A 16,496-nucleotide genomic window follows, 5' to 3' on the forward strand; every position below is an offset into this window, starting at 1 on the left:
CTACTCCATGGCCTGATTCGTTGGGCGCAGCAGCAAACGCAAATCCTCGCCGAGCTGACGCCGATCGACCACGCGCAGCTTCCAGCTCGTCGTCATCTCGCCCAGCGGCGGCAGCGCCAGCAATGGCTGCGCGGCATCGCCGAGCAACACCGGCGCGACGTACAGCAAGAGCTCGTCGACGAGGCCGGCGGCGAACCAGGCGCCGCTCAGCCTGGAGCCCGCTTCGACCTGCAGTTCGTTGACGCCGCGCTGGGCCAGCTCGGCCAGCACCTGCGCCAGATCGAGGCCGACATCGCGCGTTTCAACCGCGACGCGCTCGGCGCGCTCGAAATCCGCGTGCGCGGGATGCGCGCCGGCGGCATGAAAAATCAGCGTCGGCGCGCTGCCGTCGAGCACGTTCGCTCCGCGCGGCGTGCGTAACTGCCGATCGAGCACGATGCGCAGCGGCGCGAAACCGGCGCCTCGTTCGGACGCAGCCGTGGCAGGAAGGCGCACGGTCAGCCGCGGATCGTCGGCCGCTACGGTGCCGCTGCCGGTCAGAATCGCCGAGCTGCGCGCACGCCAGCGCTGCACGTCGGCACGCGCCGCTTCGCCGGTGATCCATTTCGATGCGCCGTTCGCCAAGGCCGTGCGGCCGTCCAGGCTCATCGCCAGCTTCAAGCGCAGCCACGGCCGGCCGCGCTCGACGCGCGCGAAGAAGCCGCGGTTGAGTTCGCGCGCCGCCTCGCGCATCAGACCGGATTCGACCGCGATGCCGGCCGCACGCAGACGAGCGACGGCACCGCCTTCGCGCTGGAATGCGTCTTCGCTGGCGATCACCACGCGTGCGACCTGATGCGCGATCAGCGCATCGGCACACGGCGGCGTGCGGCCGTGCAGGCCGCAGGGTTCGAGGGTGACGTAGGCGGTGGCGCCGCGCGCACGCGGCCCGGCCGCGCGCAGCGCGAACACTTCCGCGTGCGGCTCGCCGGCGCGCTGGTGCCAGCCCTCGCCGACGACCTCTGCCTCGTGCGCGATGACGCAACCGACGCGCGGATTGGGCTGCGTCGTCGTCAGGCCGCGTTCGGCCAAGCGCAAGGCGCGCGCCATCAGCGCGTGGTCGAGAGCGGAAAACGTCATGGCAACCGGATGAGAACGCTGCGGCCGTCATCGCCGCGAGGGCGGAAATGGCGAGCCGGGAGAAACGGCGACCGCACTGCCACTGCTAACGCTTTTTGCCCGGCACGGCGACGCGCGCCTCGCCGAGCAGGGGCAGCTGCAGGCCCTCGATCACCGGCAGATCGCGTTCGAGCCGCTCGATCTCTTCGCGGAACGCCTGCACGTCTTCGAAGCTGCGGTAGACCGAGGCGAAGCGCACGAAGGCGACCTGATCGAGCTTCTTCAGCGCGCGCATGACCAGCTCGCCGATCTGCCGCGACGGCACTTCGCGCTCGCTGCTCTTGCGCAGATCGTCGATGACCGCGCGCATCGCGGCGTCGACCGCATCGCCCGAGACCGGGCGCTTGTGCAAGGCCAGCTCGAAGCTGGTGCGCAGCTTGCGATCGTCGAAGGCTTCGCGACGACCGTCGTTCTTGATCACGCTCGGCAGCTTGATCTCGGCCGTCTCGAAGGTGTTGAAGCGCTCACTGCATCGCTCGCACTCGCGCCGGCGCCGGATCGTGGCGCCGTCGTCGGACACGCGCGAGTCGATCACGCGGGTGTCCTCGTGCTGGCAGAAGGGGCAGTGCACTAGGGGGCCGGGATTGGGGATTGGGGATTTGAGATTGGAGAGAGCAAGAGCAGCCGACAGGGGAACGAACGCGAACGGGAAACGGGCTCGTTCTTACCGAATCCCCAATCCCCAATCCCCAATCCCGGCCCCTCATCCATACACGGGATACTTCTTGCACTGCGCCTCGACCTTCGCGCGCGTCTGCTCGACCACCTCGGCTTTGCCGGGGGCGTCGAGCAAATCGCAGATCCAGTTGGCGAGGTCGACGCAGTCCTGCTCGAGGTAGCCGCGCGTGGTCACCGCCGGCGTGCCGATGCGCAGACCCGAGGTGATGAAGGGCGAGCGCGGATCGTTCGGCACGGCGTTCTTGTTGACCGTGATGTGCGCTTCGCCGAGCGCGGCCTCGGCGTCTTTGCCGGTGACCTCGCGTCCGATCAGGTCGAGCAGCATCAGATGATTCTCGGTGCCGCCGGAAACGATCTTGTAGCCGCGCGCGATGAAGGTCTTCGCCATCGCCTGCGCGTTCTTCACCACCTGCTGCTGATAGGTCTTGAAGGCCGGCTCCAGCGCTTCCTTGAACGCGACCGCCTTGGCCGCGATCACGTGCATCAGCGGCCCGCCTTGGATGCCGGGGAAGACGATCGACTGCAGCTTCTTCTCGATCTCCGGCGCCAACCCCTTGGCGACGATGATGCCGCCGCGCGGACCGCGCAAGGTCTTGTGCGTGGTCGAGGTGACCACGTGCGCATGCGGCAGCGGACTCGGATAGACGCCGGCGGCGACGAGACCTGCGATATGCGCCATGTCGACGAACAGGTAGGCGCCGATCTGATCGGCGATGGCGCGGAAACGCGCCCAGTCGAGCACCTGCGAATAAGCCGAGAAGCCGGCCACGATCATTTTCGGCTTGTGCTCCAGCGCCAGCTTCTCGATCTCGGCGTAGTCGACCTTGCCGGTCGCAGGGTCGATGCCGTACTGCACGGCGTTGAAGATCTTGCCCGACAAGTTGACCTTGGCGCCGTGGGTCAGGTGGCCGCCGTGGGCCAGGCTCATGCCGAGGATGGTGTCGCCGGGATTGAGCAGGGCGAAGTACACCGCCTGGTTCGCCTGCGAGCCCGAATGCGGCTGCACGTTGGCGTAGTCGCAGTCGAACAGCTGCTTGACGCGTGCGATCGCCAGGCTCTCGGCGATGTCGACGTATTCGCAACCACCGTAGTAGCGCTTGCCGGGATAGCCTTCGGCGTATTTGTTGGTCAGCACCGAACCTTGCGCCTCGAGCACGCGCGGGCTGGCGTAGTTCTCCGACGCGATCAGTTCGACGTGATCCTCCTGACGCCGGCGCTCGGAGGCGATCGCCTGGGCGAGTTCGGGATCGAAACCTTCGATACGGGCATCCTTGGAGAACATCGCGGGAACCTGTGCAGACGGACGGGGAGCGCATGTTACCGCTTTGTGGCGCGCTTTTCGGTGCTGTGGCGGGCCGAACATGACGCGCCGCCCGCCGATCGGCGATAATGCGAGGCTTCCCGTTTCCATCGGACCCGGCTCTGTCTTCAGCGCCGTCGCGTTCTTCGCCCGGAGTCAGGCATGCAATACATCTACACGATGATCGGCGTCAGCAAGGTCGTCCCGCCGAAGCGTCAGATCATCAAGGACATTTCGCTGTCGTTCTTCCCCGGCGCCAAGATCGGTCTGCTCGGCCTGAACGGCGCGGGCAAGTCGACCGTGCTGCGCATCATGGCCGGCGTCGACACCGATTTCGTCGGCGAGGCGCGCCCCAATCCGGGCACCAAGATCGGCTATCTGGAGCAGGAACCGAAGCTCGATCCGAGCAAGAACGTGCGCGAAGTGGTCGAGGAAGGCGTGTCGGAGATCATCGGCGCGCAGAAGCGGCTGGAAGAGGTCTACGCCGCCTACGCCGAGGAAGGCGCCGACTTCGACAAGCTCGCCGCCGAGCAACAGCGGCTGGAGAACCTGCTCGCCGCGAACGACGCGCACGCGCTCGAACGCCAGCTCGAAGTCGCCGCCGACGCGCTGCGCCTGCCGCCGTGGGAGGCCAACGTCGCCAAGCTCTCGGGCGGCGAGAAGCGCCGCGTCGCGCTGTGCCGCCTGCTGCTGTCAAAGCCGGACATGCTGCTGCTCGACGAACCGACCAACCACCTCGACGCCGAGTCGGTCGAGTGGCTGGAACACTTCCTCGCCGACTTCCCCGGCACCGTCGTCGCGGTCACTCACGATCGCTACTTTCTGGACAATGCGGCAGAGTGGATTCTGGAACTCGACCGCGGCCGCGGCATTCCGTGGAAGGGTAACTATTCGTCCTGGCTGGAACAGAAGGACGAGCGCCTCAAGCAGGAAGAAAGCCAGGAAAAGGCGCGCCAGAAAGCGATCCAGCGCGAGTTGGAATGGGCACGCCAGAACGCGAAGGGCGGCCGCTCCAAGGGCAAGGCGCGCCTGGCGCGCATCGAAGAGCTGCAGTCGGTCGACTACCAGAAGCGCCAGGAAACCAACGAGATCTTCATTCCGCCGGGCGAGCGCCTGGGCAACTCGGTGATCGAATTCAAGAACGTGTCCAAGTCGTTCGGCGACCGCCTCTTGATCGATGACCTCAGCTTCAACGTGCCGGCCGGCGCGATCGTCGGCATCATCGGCCCGAACGGCGCCGGCAAGTCGACCTTGTTCAAGATGATCACCGGGCAGGAAAAGCCGGATCAGGGCGAAATCGCCAAAGGCCAGACCGTCAACATCGCCTACGTCGATCAGAGCCGCGAGAAGCTCGAAGGCAACCACAACGTGTTTCAAGAAGTGTCGGGCGGCGCCGACATCCTCAACATCAACGGCATCGAGATTCAGTCGCGCGCCTACATCGGCCGCTTCAACTTCAAGGGACCCGACCAGCAGAAACTGGTCGGTACGCTGTCGGGCGGCGAACGCGGCCGTCTGCACCTGGCCAAGACGCTGCTGCAGGGCGGCAACGTGCTGCTACTCGACGAACCGTCGAACGACCTCGACATCGAAACCTTGCGCGCGCTCGAGGACGCCCTGCTCGAATTCCCGGGCAACACCTTCGTGATCTCGCACGATCGCTGGTTCCTCGACCGCATCGCCACGCACATCCTCGCGTTCGAGGGCGATTCGCACGTCGAGTTCTTCCCCGGCAACTACCGCGAGTACGAGGAAGACAAGAAGCGCCGCCTCGGCGACGACGCGTCCCAGCCGCACCGATTGCGCTACAAGAAACTGGCTTGATGCCCCTCTCCCGCTCGCGGGAGAGGTTTCGGATGAGGGTGCTTCCGGAGCAGCAATACAAGGTTCCCCTCATCCAGCTTCGGCACCCTCCCTCCGTCCGACGACGGATGCCGATCCCGCGAATGGGAGAAGGGAATACACCTTGTGCAGGTTCGGGCGCATGACCTTTATCGAGATGCTCAGGCAGGCTTGGCGCCGCAACGACTCGCTGGTCTGCGTCGGCCTCGATCCAGAGCCGGCGAAGTTCCCCGGCGCGCTGCGCGACGATCCGGATGCGATGTTCGAATTCTGCCGCGCGATCGTCGACGCCACGGCCGATCTGGTCTGCTGCTTCAAACCGCAGATCGCGCATTTCGCCGCGCAGGCGGCCGAGGATGCGCTCACGCGCCTGATCGCGCACATCCACGCGGCGCATCCGGGCGTGCCGGTGATCCTCGACGCCAAGCGCGGCGACATCGGCTCGACCGCGCAGCACTACGCGACCGAAGCGCTCGATCGTTACGGCGCCGACGCAGTCACCGCCAATCCCTATCTCGGCCGCGATTCGGTGCAGCCGTTTCTCGACCGCGCCGACAAGGGCGTGATCGTTCTTTGCCGCACCTCCAACCCGGGCGCGCGCGACCTGCAGGATCTGCTCGTTCGTGGTGCCGGCGGCAGCGAGCGCAGGCTGTATCAGCACGTCGCCGAAACCGTCGCGCGCGAGTGGAATGCGAACGGGAACTGCGCCGTGGTGGTCGGTGCGACCTACCCGGAAGAACTCGCCGACGTGCGCCGCCGCGTCGGCGACTTGCCGATCCTGGTACCCGGCGTCGGTGCGCAAGGCGGCGACGTCGCGGCGGTGCTGCAGAACGGCAAGACCGCGGACGGCACCGGTCTGATCATCAGTTCCTCGCGCGCGATCCTCTACGCCGGTAACGGCGAGGATTTCGCCGACGCGGCGCGCACGGCTACCGCCGCTTTGCGCGCCGACATCAACCGCTATCGTTGAACTCCGAGTTCCGGCGTATTAGCTTCCGCGGCATCCGATTGCGCTGATCGTCGGATTTCGAAACCCGGCCTCTTGGGAGCCGTCGATGCATGCATTTTCGATGACGCTTCTCGTTGGACTCGGCCTCGCCGCAGCGGATGCCGGCAACGCCTCGAGCCAGCCCGTACGCGTGGCCAAACCCGACGGTGCGAACGGACCGATCGCGGGTTGTTTCGGAAGCAGCGTCGCTCTCTCCGGCAATGTCGCCTTCGTGGGCGACCCGTGCGAAGGCGGCCAAGGCGCCGTCTACCGACTGCGGCGCCGCGGTGCCGGCTGGATCGTCGATGCGCGCATCGAGGCGCCGGCGGAACCGCCGATCACCGGCGGCTTCGGCGCCTCGATCGCCTTGAATGGGAACGTGCTCGGCATTGGCGCGCCGCAAGGGGGCAAGGGCGGCTACGTCTATCAGACCGGCAATATCCTGGCCGAGCCACCGAGCATTGCGGAAGGCAGCGTGCCGTCCGCGTCGACTTACGCGGGATTCGGCGCCTCCGTGGCCGCCTATCGCGACTCGCTCTCGGGAAGCCCTTTTCTCGCCGGCGCATCCGCCGGCGGCTGCCCTTCCGGACTCGAACGCGGCTTTGTGATGGGCGTGCCCGAAGGGATGCGGACCTACGTCTGCGCGCCTACCCAATTGGGCGAATGGGCCGGCTTCGGACAAGCGCTGGCGTCGCACGCCAATTCCCTTCTGATCGGCGCGCCGAGCATCGGTCCGCCGCTGGGCGCGGTAGGAACGGGCTATCTCTACGACCTCGGCATTCCCGGTCTGTACGCGCCTTCGCTGCAAGCTGTCTTCGTCCCGACCGATCCCGACCCGAACCGCCGATTCGGTCGTGCGATCGACATGAATGCGTCCGTCGTCGTGTTCGGCGCTCCGACCACGACGGTTTCGACGCCGGGGAACGTATGGGTTTATGAAGGGGCGTCGGCGAATTGGAAGCTCGCCGCGACTCTGGCCGAACCCGCGTCGCAACCCGCTTCAACGTTCGGCTCGAGCGTAGCGCTGGGAGCCGACGTGCTCTGGATCGGCAGCCCTTCTAGCGGCGGCGGCGCGATCTACGAGTACGCCCGCTCGTCCGCCGGCTGGAGCCTGAGTGCCCGCGTCGAGGCTCAAGCGCAAGACAACTTCGGCGGCCTCGGAACTTCTCTCGCGCTCGATCGTGCCACCTGGATCGCCGGCGCGCCTTCCGCCAACGCGTACGACTCGCAGCATTGGACGGGGGCGGTCTACTTGTCGAGCGCCGATTATCTGTTCGAGGGCGGCTTCGATCGTTGAAGCGGTTCGTCGCGAAATTCGCAGCACGGCCAAGGATTCAGTCGTCGGCGAGTTCGAGTCCCGGAAACAACACGTCGGCAAAGCCGAAGCGCGAGAAATCGGTGATCCGCATCGGGTAGAGGGTGCCGATCAGGTGATCGCACTCGTGCTGCACCACGCGCGCATGGAAACCTTCGGCGACGCGGTCGATCGGCACGCCGTCGGGATCGAAGCCGGTGTATCGGATCGACGCCCAGCGTTCGACCACGCCGCGCAGACCCGGCACCGACAGGCAACCCTCCCAGCCCTCCTCGCGTGCGTCCGTCAGTGGGGTCAGGGTCGGATTGAGCAGGATCGTGCGCGGCACCGCGGGCGCCTCCGGGTAGCGCTCGTTGCGGTCGAAGCCGAAGATCACCAGCTGCAGGTCGACGCCGATCTGCGGCGCGGCCAGGCCGACCCCGTTGGCTGCGTGCATGGTGTCGAACATGTCGGCGATCAGCTCGCGCAGTTCGGGCGTGCCGAAGCGCTCGACCGGCTGCGCCACGCGCAAGAGGCGCGGATCGCCCATTTTCAGGATCGGATGAATCATGCCGGCACCTCGGGTCGCTAGCGCGACATTATCGCGCAGCGGAGCGGCCGGCTCGTACTGCGGCCCGAGCCGCGCGTGACGCGTGGCGGAGCTTGTGTTTTGATACGGCCGCGGACCGCGTCGTGCTGTTCGCGCGACCACCTCCAGCAAGGGGCAAAGCATGAATTCCCAACCCGCTGCGGCCAAGCCCGTCGCGCAGCTCACGGTGCGCGCCGTGATTCTTTCGATGATCCTGGCGATGATCCTCGCCGCCGCGAACGCGTATCTGGGCTTGTTCGCCGGCCTGACCATCGCCACGGCGATTCCCGCAGCGGTGGTCTCGATGGGCGTGCTGCGCCTGCTCGGCGGCGGCACCATCTTGGAAAACAACATCGTGCAGACCGGCGCCTCCGCCGGATCTTCGATCGCGGCGGGCGTGATCTTCACCATTCCGGCCTTGATCATCCTCGGTTACTGGCAGGACTTCCGTTATTCCTGGGTGCTCGCGATCGCCGGTCTCGGCGGCCTGCTCGGCGTGCTGTTCTCGGTGCCGCTGCGCCGCTCGATGATCGTCGAGGACCCGCTGCCGTTTCCGGAAGGCAAAGCGGCCGCGGAAGTGTTGAAAGCGGGCGAGAATCCCGGACCGGGGCTGAAGATCCTCGGGCTCTCGGGCGCGATCGGCGCGGTGGTCAAACTCGCCGCCGAAAGCGGCCTGCGCATGATTCCGGACGCTGCGGCCGGCGGCACCTTCGTCGGTAAGGCGATCGCTTACCTCGGCACCAACCTCTCGCCCGCCCTGCTCGGCGTCGGCTACATCGTCGGACTCAACGTGGGCATCGTCGTGCTGTCGGGCAGCATCCTGTCCTGGCACATCGCCATTCCGCTGTACAACACGTTCTTCCTCGACGGCAACACGGCGCTGGCGGCGCAGGTCGCCGGCAAGGACGCGGTCACTACCGCGTTCGCGATCTGGAGCACGCAGGTGCGCTACCTCGGCGTCGGCACCATGCTGATCGGCGGCGTGTGGACGTTGTTCTCGCTGCGCAAGTCGCTCGCTTCCGGCATCAAGAGCGGCCTCGCGGCCGCGCGCAAGGGCAACAGCGGCATCGTCGCCGAGACCGAGCGCGACCTGCCGATGAAGTGGATGCTGATCGCGTTGATCGCGTTCGTCGTGCCGCTCGCCCTGCTCTATCAGGCGATCGTTTCCAACTGGGGCGTCAGCATCCCGATGACGATCATCATGATCGTGGCGGGGTTCCTGTTCGTTTCGGTATCGGCCTATCTGGCCGGTCTGGTCGGTTCGTCCAACAACCCGGTATCGGGCATCACCATTGCGACGATCCTGTTCGCTTCGCTCGTGCTGGTCGCCCTGATGGGGCGCGATTCGCAGATCGGCGCGGTCGCGGCCATCATGATCGGCGCGGTGGTCTGCTGCGCGGCGGCGGTGGGCGGCGACAACCTGCAAGATCTCAAAGCCGGTTATCTGGTCGGCGCGACGCCGTGGAAACAGCAGGTGATGTTGGCGATCGGCGCGTTCTCCTGCGCGTTGATCATGGCGCCGGTGCTGAATCTGCTCGCTACCGCATACGGCATCGGTGCACCGACGGCTGCGCATCCCAATTCGCTGTCCGCACCGCAGGCGACGCTGATGGCGTCGGTGGCCAAGGGCATGTTCGGCGGCAAGTTGCCGTGGACGATGATTGGCATCGGCGCGCTGATCGGCGCCGCGGTGATCGCGTTCGACGAATGGCTGAAAGCGCGCAAGTCCAGCTTCCGTGTGCCGGTACTGGCTGCGGCGATCGGCATCTATCTGCCGCTGGAGCTGATGGTGCCGATCTTCCTCGGCGGCCTGCTCGCGCATTTCGTCGAGCGCAAGCACGGCGTCGATCCGCATGACGAAGCCGAACGCGATCGCATCCATCGCCCCGGCACCTTGTTCTCCGCCGGCTTGATCACCGGAGAAGCGCTGATGGGCATCGCCATCGCGATTCCGATCGTGATCAGCGAACGCGCCGACGTGTTGGCGCTGCCAGCCTCGTTGCATTTCAACCAGTGGGTCGGCCTTGGCGTGCTGGCGCTGATCGGCTGGCTGCTGTATCGCACGGCGGTTCGCAAGTCGCCGTCCGGCGCCTGATCCGCGATGAATGCCACAAGGACGTGGCATTCAATCAATAGAAATTTCCTCGGCGCGGCAACGAAAACTTAAGAACGCCGGCACGAGTACCGAGCAAAATCCGGTACGGGAGTTCGATCCGCCGTTCCTAGGCGGTTCGTGGGGAAGACACGATTCGTACCCGACCTATTCGCCTGGCACGCAACCGGAGTTTCGCCCATGCTGAGTGTTGCCGCTCTAATCCTCGCCGCCTCCGCCAGCGGCGCAGTGGATTCGATTTTCCTGGACCCGTTCGAGGGTACCGACATCGATGGCTGTCCTTTCGGTTCGCCTTCGCGGGCGAGTTTCAGCAATATTTTCTATCCATCCGGTGACGGCGGCTCCAATCCCAGCAACCCGCCGCTGCGTCACAACGTCGATCTGAGCCTATTCGAGAACATTTGGGGACATTTCACCTCGACCGACGCGACCGTCTACTGGCCAGGCACGGCGGGTGCTCTTCCGGTGCTCAGGGCGTTCGGGCGGAATCAGTATCTGGCGGCGAAGTTCCACGTGCCCGCCAACGTATCCCTCAGTCTCGCCGGACAGTTTCAGCATGCGAGTTACTACGGCGGCCCACCCTTGACGATGTCGATCAGTCAGACGTGCGCGGATTTCGAGCCGGAGAACGCGGCTTGCCAAATAACGAACGCCGAATCGGGACGCTTGATGATCAACTGGAAGACCATCGAGCAGGCCAGTCGATGCTTGCTGGCGCCAGGCACCGACTACTTCGTGAACATCAAACTGTCCGATCCTACGGACTACGATCCGAACTGCAATCGCAGTTCCTGCTACATCGGCGTATTGAATCTGCACAACTGACCGGAGCAGCAGGCCGCATTCTTCGCGCGGCTAACGCCGCGCGGAGGCACGTTTCTCGCGCAGCCAGAGCGCGGGAACGCGCAGAGCGTAGTGCGACCAGATACCCAACCAAACCACGCCGCGCAGCATGGGATTGCGCGCGGCCGGATCGAACTTGACGAAATAGCGCCACATGCCGCGATGCTTGTGGCGAGCGACAAAAATCGCACGATGATGGCTCGAACTTCCTTGAGCATGGACGACGCGTAAGGAGTTGACGATCGCAACATCCCAGCCGACTGCGCGCACGCGGCGGCACAGATCGAGATCCTCGGCGTGCAGGAAATAGCCTTCGTCGAAGCCGCCGATGCGGTCGAAGACGTCGCGGCGCAGGTACATGCATGCGCCCGATACCGCTTCGACGCTTTCGACATCGGCTTTGGCTGCGCCGGCAGCCGGCATCGCAATTCCTTCCAGCATCGGCCAACGCGAAGCAAGCCGCGACAAGCCTACAACGGTCGACAAGGCGCGACGCAAGGTCGGATCACGGCGCCGATTGCTGCGTTCCGACACGCCATCGGGTGCGCGCACGTCGACGCCCAACAAGCCGATGCTGCGATCGGCCGCGGCTAAACGCAGCCCCTCGATAGTGCTCGGCTCCAGCAGGCAGTCCGGATTGAGGAACAGCAAGGCGTCGCCGCGCGCCGATCGGGCGCCGCGATTGCAGGCCGTGCCGAAACCGAGATTGGTCGGGTTACGCAGCACCAGCAATCTGGAATCGTTTGGATGCTCGGCGCAAACCTTCTCGATTTCGCCATCGGTCGACGCGTTGTCGACCAACACGATCTCGACCTCCACTGTCGAGGAGAATGCGGCTGCGACCGCTTTGCGCAGCAGCGGACCGCTGTCGGCGGCGACGATGACGACGCTGGTCAGACCGGGAGCGATGTCGGTCATGACCGACATCGCTCAAACCGCGCCGAGCAAACGTTCACCCTGATCGCGAGAGTATTCCCACAAGGCCGGCCAGGCTTCGAAAGCATCGGCCAGCTGTCGCGTTTCGTTGCGCAGCAAGGTCGCGCAGGCGCTGTGGTCCGCTGTCTCGCTCCAGTCACCCAGCCGCGGCGGCGCTTTTGCGATCAGCGCGCGGCCATTCGATTCGATGATCGAGCGCACGTCGGCCTGCCAATACACCGGCGCGTCCTGGGCACCGTCGTATTGCTGCTGCAGGCGTTCGACCAGATCGGCGCGCGCGTAGGCCAGATACTCGCGCAGCTGAAGCAAACGCCCGCTCTCGCTCGCGGCTCCGATGTCGCGCAAGTGCGCGGCCAGGAGCTGCAGGCGCTCGGCCGGCGCCTCGGCATAGAAGTCCGACAGTTGGCGCTGCACGAAGTCGCTGACGAAGTAGTTGAAGCGCGGCGTATGCGCGGCCAGCGTTCTGATCGAGCGTTTGCGTTGCGTTTCCTGCACGTGGCCGACGGCGACCGGCAGCTCTAGCGTCAGTGCCTTCGAATGACACAATCGAACGATCTGCGAGAACAGGGCATCCTCGCCGCGCCCGACCGGGTTCGTGCACGGCAGCAGCACGCTGTTGTCGAAGGCGAACGGCGTGAAAGTGGCCGCGGCCGACGCCCGCGCCTGGCGGCATCCGTACCAGATGCTGCCGAGTTCGACGTTGCGCAAATAGCTGTCGCGGTCGCGCACGAATTCGGCGCGCTCTTCCGCTGGAAGCTGGTACAGCCAGGTGCCCGATTCGGTACGTGAGCTGCCGTAGCTGCCCTGGTGGGTGGTGAGAATCGGCGCATCGCCGTCGAGGTGATCGAGCCGGCTGAGAGAAAGGCCGCGCAGCGCGTTGCGTTCGATCGCATAGTCGGCTCTGCCCGTCAACGCGCCGAGCGGGCTTCCCACCGCCGCGAGATGCAACTCGAACGGGTCCGCATCGACCTCCTCGCCGGCACCGAGCGCATTCTCGACATTGCGGTAGAACTGCGTGCTCGCGCGCGCCAAAGGGTTGGGGTCGAGACCGCTGCGTGCCTGCTCGGGGCGGCGCAAAGGCAGGCGATGGTCGTCGTCGAACAAGGCCAGACGCGCGCCGGCCGAAAGCAACAGGGCGAGATTCCAGCCGGCGCCTCCGCCGAAACGGCCGCCGTCGCGGGTTCCTCCCAAAAGGTGCGGAAGGACTGCTGCGGCAGCCGGTACGGCGCGTGCGAGACGCGCGAGCAAGCGCTCTCGTTCGGAGCTGCCGACGTAGGTGAGCTTGCAGCCGGAGGAGCGCGCAAACTCGCGCAGCAGGTCGCGATGGCGGTTCGCCGCTTCGCGTGAGGTCGAGTCGTCGAGCAGAACGTAATGTCGATTGGCGCGGAAACGGCGCTCGTAGTCGGCCAGCGAACCGAGCAGGTGCTCGAGCTGGGCCGGGCGATCGCAGGCGCGAATGAATACCGCACGTAGCGGCGCCGGCTCACGCACGGCCGAGCGAGCAAGACGCGTGAGGAAATCGCTGTCGGACACGAGCAAACCGCGCGCGATCAGGCCTTCGAACACGCGCGTGACGCCATCGCGCTGCGTCTGCAGTCCCGGTACTGACGCGATCACGCGCGCGACGTGTTCATCCAGTGTGCGGAATTCGCGGCTCTGGTCGAGCGCCTGCAGCACCTGAAAGGTCATCACGTGCGTATCGCCGCTGCGTTTGACCTGGAAAATGCACTCGTTGTTGGACAGCGACGCGACGACGCCGTCTTCAGACGCGTACAGCGGCGCGTTCGGGTTCGGCCGCGGCGGTTGCGACACGGCCGGAATGTTGCCGTAGTCGATCTTGTAGTTGAGTTCGGTGCTCATTCTTTTGACGGTTTGCGGCGCCACCAGGATCGGTCGCGGGGGGCATATTCGGTCTGTGGAGGGCGCGCCGTTGCGTCGGCGCGCAATTGCGCAACTTCGGCTTCGAGCTCGGCAATGCGAGCGCCGGCGCTCATGTTCTTGCGGATTTCGTGATTGTAGTGCGCATACACCGATTCCTCGCGATCGCCGAACAGCGAAAGCTCGGGCAGCGCCGGCAATTCTCGTTTCGCGCACACGGCGATGTAGTACAGCGGCGCGTGCTCGAGGCCGGCGACGACCTCGCCATGCTGCTGCGCGGTCCAGGTTTCGCTATTAGCCAGAGGCGATTCCATTGCCCATACCGCGGAATGGAACAACAGCTTTTGCCCGAACAGGCGAACTTGCGGGAAATGGCGCTGCAGCAGCGCCAAGAGCTCGTCCCGATACAGTTCGCGCACGTGGAATTCGTTGCGGAAGCCGGCGAGTTCGCTGTAGGTGCGCTTGTCCGGCGAGGAAATGAGCAGGACACCGTCATCGGAAAGCACGCGCGCAAACCCGTCCAGCAGCTCTTCCTGCGCGGCGAGGTGCTCCAGCGTTTCGAACGAGACGACCAGGTCGAAGGCGTTCGGAGAAAACGGCAACGCCGTCGCGTCGGCACGCTCGAAGCGCAAGCGAGGCTTCTCGCCGTAGCGGGAGCGCGCGTGGGCAATCGCATCGGCGGCGATATCCACGCCGACCACCTCGGCGGCGACGTCCGCCAGCAAGGCCGACCCGTAACCCTCGCCGCAGGCGGCATCCAGCACACGCTTGCCGCCGGCAAGGCTGCGCGCGAAGGCGTAGCGATGCCAATGCTCGTACCAGATTTCGCGCACGCATTCGGGGGTGAAACGCTCGCCGGTGAACGGCAGCGGCGCATCGCTCATGGCGCCCACTCCCCTGTCTTCAGGTCGTTCCATCGATGCGCGAGACGGACCAAGCCGAATTCGCGCGAGGCACCGCGGATGATCACGCCGCGCTCCACCGTGTCGAATATGCGCACGCCCTCGGTGTCCATCGGATGGATGCGTATGCCGTAGCTGCCCGGCAGCAGAGCGAGATCGTCGAATTCGAGTTCGCACACGTAGTCGCCATCGGCAGCGCGTTGCGGTTCTCGGCCGTCGATTTCAGTGCTGACGCCGTAAACCGGCGTGCCGTCGGCGCGCACGATGCCGACCATGACACAAGGCACGCGGCCGTCGCGAGACCGCAGGCGCACGCGCACGCGCAGGGCGTCACCGGCCTCGAGCATCAGCGCCTGTTCCGATTCGCTGCCGTTCAACTCCACGCTGAGCACGCAGAACTCGACCCCGGCCTGAGCGACTTCGCGCCGTTCCGGTGCAGGCGCCGATTTGCGCTCGTGGTAGGCGAGGTAAGCCTGTGTCACGTCGAACACGTCGCCCGACATCGCGATCTCCCCGCCGCGCAGCCAACACGCATGGCGGCAAAGCTTCTGCACATGGTACATGCTGTGCGAAACGAGGATCAGCGTGCCGCCGCCGGCGAGATAGTTCTCGATCCATTGCACGCATTTCTTCTGGAACGACTCGTCGCCGACCGCGAGTACCTCATCGGTAACGAGCAGATCGGGTTTCAGCGACGCGATTACCGCGAACCCCAGTCGCACGACCATGCCGGAGGAGTAGTGCTTGACCGGCTCGTCGATGTAGTCGCCGATGTCGGCGAATTCGATGATTTCGGGCAGCCGCTCGCGCAGCTCGGGACCGGCGAGCCCGTGCAGCGCTGCCGCCATCTCCACGTTGTCGCGACCGCTGTACTGCGGATGGAAGCCGGCTCCCAGTTCGAGCAAAGCGCCAAATTCACCGTTGACGCGGACCGTGCCGGCGGTCGGCGTCAGCACGCCGGCGATCAGCTTGAGCAGGGTCGATTTGCCGGCGCCATTCTCGCCGATAAGACCAAGCGACTCGCCACGACGGATTTCGAGATCGATGTCGTGCAGCACGCTGATGCGTTCCGGATTCCCGCTTCCCAGCAGCAGACGGCCAAGCGAACGCAGGCGGTCGGCGTTGCGATGCACTTTCGGATACGCCTTGCCGAGCCCACGCGCTTCGACCAGTAGCTCGCTCACAGGAAGTCCTCGAAATGCGGGTCGAGCCGTCGAAACAGCCGATGGCCCACAAACAAGACGACGATGCCGACGAGGAGCGCTATGCCGAGATGCCGGTAATCGAAACGGCCGTAGTCGAGCAGCAGCGCACGAAACGATTCTGCGTAGAAGGTGAACGGATTGAAGTCGATGAGGCTGCGAAAGCGCTCCGGCAGCAGGGCTCGGTCGTAGTAGACGGGCGCCGTGAACATGAGGAGCGGCAGGACCTGGCCGAGGACCTGAACCAGATCGCGCACGAACACCTGGATTGCCGCGCAGATCAAGGCGCATCCGAGCGTTAGTGCGAACAGTGGCAGGTACAGCAAGAAGGCGACCGGGAGAAATTGCAGCGCGATTCCGTAACCGATCGCCGCCAGCACCAGCATGACCGCCGCGAAACCGACGAAGTGAATCGTGAAGCTCGTTGCCGCGGTAGCGACGACGAGAATTTCTCGCGGCAAGGCGACTTTGCCGATCAGTGCCGCATTGTCTTGAATCGCCGTGGTGGATCGCAGCACGGCGTCGGAGAAAGCCGTCCAAGGCCAGAACGCCACCGCAAGGAACGGAATGTACGCGGGCGCGTCGGCGCCCGGAACCCTCGCCTTGAACACGTGCATGAAGACAAAACTGGTGATCGCGAGCTGCAGCAAGGGCTGCAGTAGCAGCCACAAGCCGCCGGAAAAGCTACCGGCGAAACGGCTGCGCAGCTCGCGCCGGATGAAGCGAAGCGTCAACGCGATATTGGACATCGGTCGACCGTCGGTGTGGAGTGG

At 65.4% G+C, this 16,496-nt stretch carries 14 protein-coding genes; 5 read left to right on the forward strand and 9 right to left on the reverse strand.

Features of this window, described 5'->3' with window-relative positions:
- From ribD to glyA, 3 genes are all read right to left on the reverse strand, one after another.
- Positions 1–1,119, reverse strand: a complete 1,119-nt coding sequence (gene ribD / locus AC3QL3_RS17585; RefSeq protein ID WP_492895382.1) for a bifunctional diaminohydroxyphosphoribosylaminopyrimidine deaminase/5-amino-6-(5-phosphoribosylamino)uracil reductase RibD — start codon at positions 1,117–1,119, stop codon at positions 1–3.
- 85 nt (positions 1,120–1,204) lie between these two features.
- Positions 1,205–1,729 carry a transcriptional regulator NrdR gene (gene nrdR, locus AC3QL3_RS17590; RefSeq protein WP_492895383.1) on the reverse strand — a complete coding sequence of 175 codons (525 nt, stop codon included), beginning with the start codon at positions 1,727–1,729 and terminating at the stop codon, positions 1,205–1,207.
- Between the two features lie 132 nt (positions 1,730–1,861).
- On the reverse strand, positions 1,862–3,118 hold the full coding sequence (gene glyA, locus AC3QL3_RS17595) for a serine hydroxymethyltransferase (protein WP_492895384.1): 1,257 nt from the start codon (positions 3,116–3,118) through the stop codon (positions 1,862–1,864).
- A gap of 180 nt (positions 3,119–3,298) precedes the next feature.
- Between glyA and ettA the strand changes: the two genes are divergently transcribed.
- From ettA to AC3QL3_RS17610, 3 genes are all read left to right on the forward strand, one after another.
- Entirely contained in the window at positions 3,299–4,960 is a 1,662-nt protein-coding gene (gene ettA / locus AC3QL3_RS17600; RefSeq protein WP_492895385.1) for an energy-dependent translational throttle protein EttA, read from the forward strand.
- 160 nt (positions 4,961–5,120) lie between these two features.
- Positions 5,121–5,948, forward strand: coding sequence for an orotidine-5'-phosphate decarboxylase (gene pyrF, locus AC3QL3_RS17605; RefSeq protein ID WP_492895386.1), 828 nt, complete (start codon positions 5,121–5,123; stop codon positions 5,946–5,948).
- 100 nt (positions 5,949–6,048) lie between these two features.
- Positions 6,049–7,263, forward strand: coding sequence for a hypothetical protein (locus AC3QL3_RS17610; RefSeq protein ID WP_492895387.1), 1,215 nt, complete (start codon positions 6,049–6,051; stop codon positions 7,261–7,263).
- 37 nt (positions 7,264–7,300) lie between these two features.
- Here AC3QL3_RS17610 and def read toward each other — a convergent pair whose 3' ends face one another.
- Positions 7,301–7,831 carry a peptide deformylase gene (gene def, locus AC3QL3_RS17615; protein WP_492895388.1) on the reverse strand — a complete coding sequence of 177 codons (531 nt, stop codon included), beginning with the start codon at positions 7,829–7,831 and terminating at the stop codon, positions 7,301–7,303.
- A gap of 160 nt (positions 7,832–7,991) precedes the next feature.
- On the opposite strand from def, the gene AC3QL3_RS17620 reads away from it, so the two are divergent.
- The gene (locus tag AC3QL3_RS17620; protein ID WP_492895389.1) at positions 7,992–9,944 is read left to right on the forward strand and encodes an OPT family oligopeptide transporter; all 1,953 of its coding nucleotides are present in this window, start codon (positions 7,992–7,994) and stop codon (positions 9,942–9,944) included.
- A 198-nt stretch (positions 9,945–10,142) separates the two neighbouring features.
- A complete protein-coding gene (locus AC3QL3_RS17625) occupies positions 10,143–10,787 on the forward strand; it encodes a hypothetical protein (RefSeq protein ID WP_492895390.1) in 645 nt (214 codons plus the stop codon).
- A 30-nt stretch (positions 10,788–10,817) separates the two neighbouring features.
- Here AC3QL3_RS17625 and AC3QL3_RS17630 read toward each other — a convergent pair whose 3' ends face one another.
- From AC3QL3_RS17630 to AC3QL3_RS17650, 5 genes are read right to left on the reverse strand one after another with little or no spacing between them, the layout of a single operon-like run.
- A complete protein-coding gene (locus AC3QL3_RS17630) occupies positions 10,818–11,723 on the reverse strand; it encodes a glycosyltransferase family 2 protein (protein WP_492895391.1) in 906 nt (301 codons plus the stop codon).
- 12 nt (positions 11,724–11,735) lie between these two features.
- A complete protein-coding gene (locus tag AC3QL3_RS17635) occupies positions 11,736–13,601 on the reverse strand; it encodes a hypothetical protein (protein ID WP_492895392.1) in 1,866 nt (621 codons plus the stop codon).
- Positions 13,598–14,536 (reverse strand): class I SAM-dependent methyltransferase, encoded by a 939-nt coding sequence (locus AC3QL3_RS17640; RefSeq protein ID WP_492895393.1) that lies wholly within the window; start codon positions 14,534–14,536, stop codon positions 13,598–13,600. The genes AC3QL3_RS17635 and AC3QL3_RS17640 overlap by 4 nt, the downstream gene beginning before the upstream one ends.
- Positions 14,500–15,705, reverse strand: coding sequence for an ABC transporter ATP-binding protein (locus AC3QL3_RS17645; protein WP_492895394.1), 1,206 nt, complete (start codon positions 15,703–15,705; stop codon positions 14,500–14,502). Before AC3QL3_RS17645 ends, AC3QL3_RS17640 begins: the two co-directional genes overlap by 37 nt.
- Positions 15,702–16,472: an ABC transporter permease gene (locus AC3QL3_RS17650; protein ID WP_492895395.1), complete on the reverse strand. Its 771-nt coding sequence runs from the start codon at positions 16,470–16,472 to the stop codon at positions 15,702–15,704. The genes AC3QL3_RS17645 and AC3QL3_RS17650 overlap by 4 nt, the downstream gene beginning before the upstream one ends.
- Positions 16,473–16,496 lie beyond the last annotated feature (24 nt).

This window comes from Dokdonella sp. GW821-FHT11D02 (assembly GCF_058808595.1).

Coding starts and splice junctions, on each gene's coding strand:
- ribD (WP_492895382.1), bottom strand. CDS start 1,119: ATGACGTTTTCCGCTCTCGACCACGCGCTGATGGCGCGCGCCTTGCGC.
- glyA (WP_492895384.1), bottom strand. CDS start 3,118: ATGTTCTCCAAGGATGCCCGTATCGAAGGTTTCGATCCCGAACTCGCC.
- ettA (WP_492895385.1), top strand. CDS start 3,299: ATGCAATACATCTACACGATGATCGGCGTCAGCAAGGTCGTCCCGCCG.
- pyrF (WP_492895386.1), top strand. CDS start 5,121: ATGACCTTTATCGAGATGCTCAGGCAGGCTTGGCGCCGCAACGACTCG.
- AC3QL3_RS17610 (WP_492895387.1), top strand. CDS start 6,049: ATGACGCTTCTCGTTGGACTCGGCCTCGCCGCAGCGGATGCCGGCAAC.
- def (WP_492895388.1), bottom strand. CDS start 7,831: ATGATTCATCCGATCCTGAAAATGGGCGATCCGCGCCTCTTGCGCGTG.
- AC3QL3_RS17620 (WP_492895389.1), top strand. CDS start 7,992: ATGAATTCCCAACCCGCTGCGGCCAAGCCCGTCGCGCAGCTCACGGTG.
- AC3QL3_RS17625 (WP_492895390.1), top strand. CDS start 10,143: ATGCTGAGTGTTGCCGCTCTAATCCTCGCCGCCTCCGCCAGCGGCGCA.
- AC3QL3_RS17630 (WP_492895391.1), bottom strand. CDS start 11,723: ATGACCGACATCGCTCCCGGTCTGACCAGCGTCGTCATCGTCGCCGCC.
- AC3QL3_RS17635 (WP_492895392.1), bottom strand. CDS start 13,601: ATGAGCACCGAACTCAACTACAAGATCGACTACGGCAACATTCCGGCC.
- AC3QL3_RS17640 (WP_492895393.1), bottom strand. CDS start 14,536: ATGGAACGACCTGAAGACAGGGGAGTGGGCGCCATGAGCGATGCGCCG.
- AC3QL3_RS17650 (WP_492895395.1), bottom strand. CDS start 16,472: ATGTCCAATATCGCGTTGACGCTTCGCTTCATCCGGCGCGAGCTGCGC.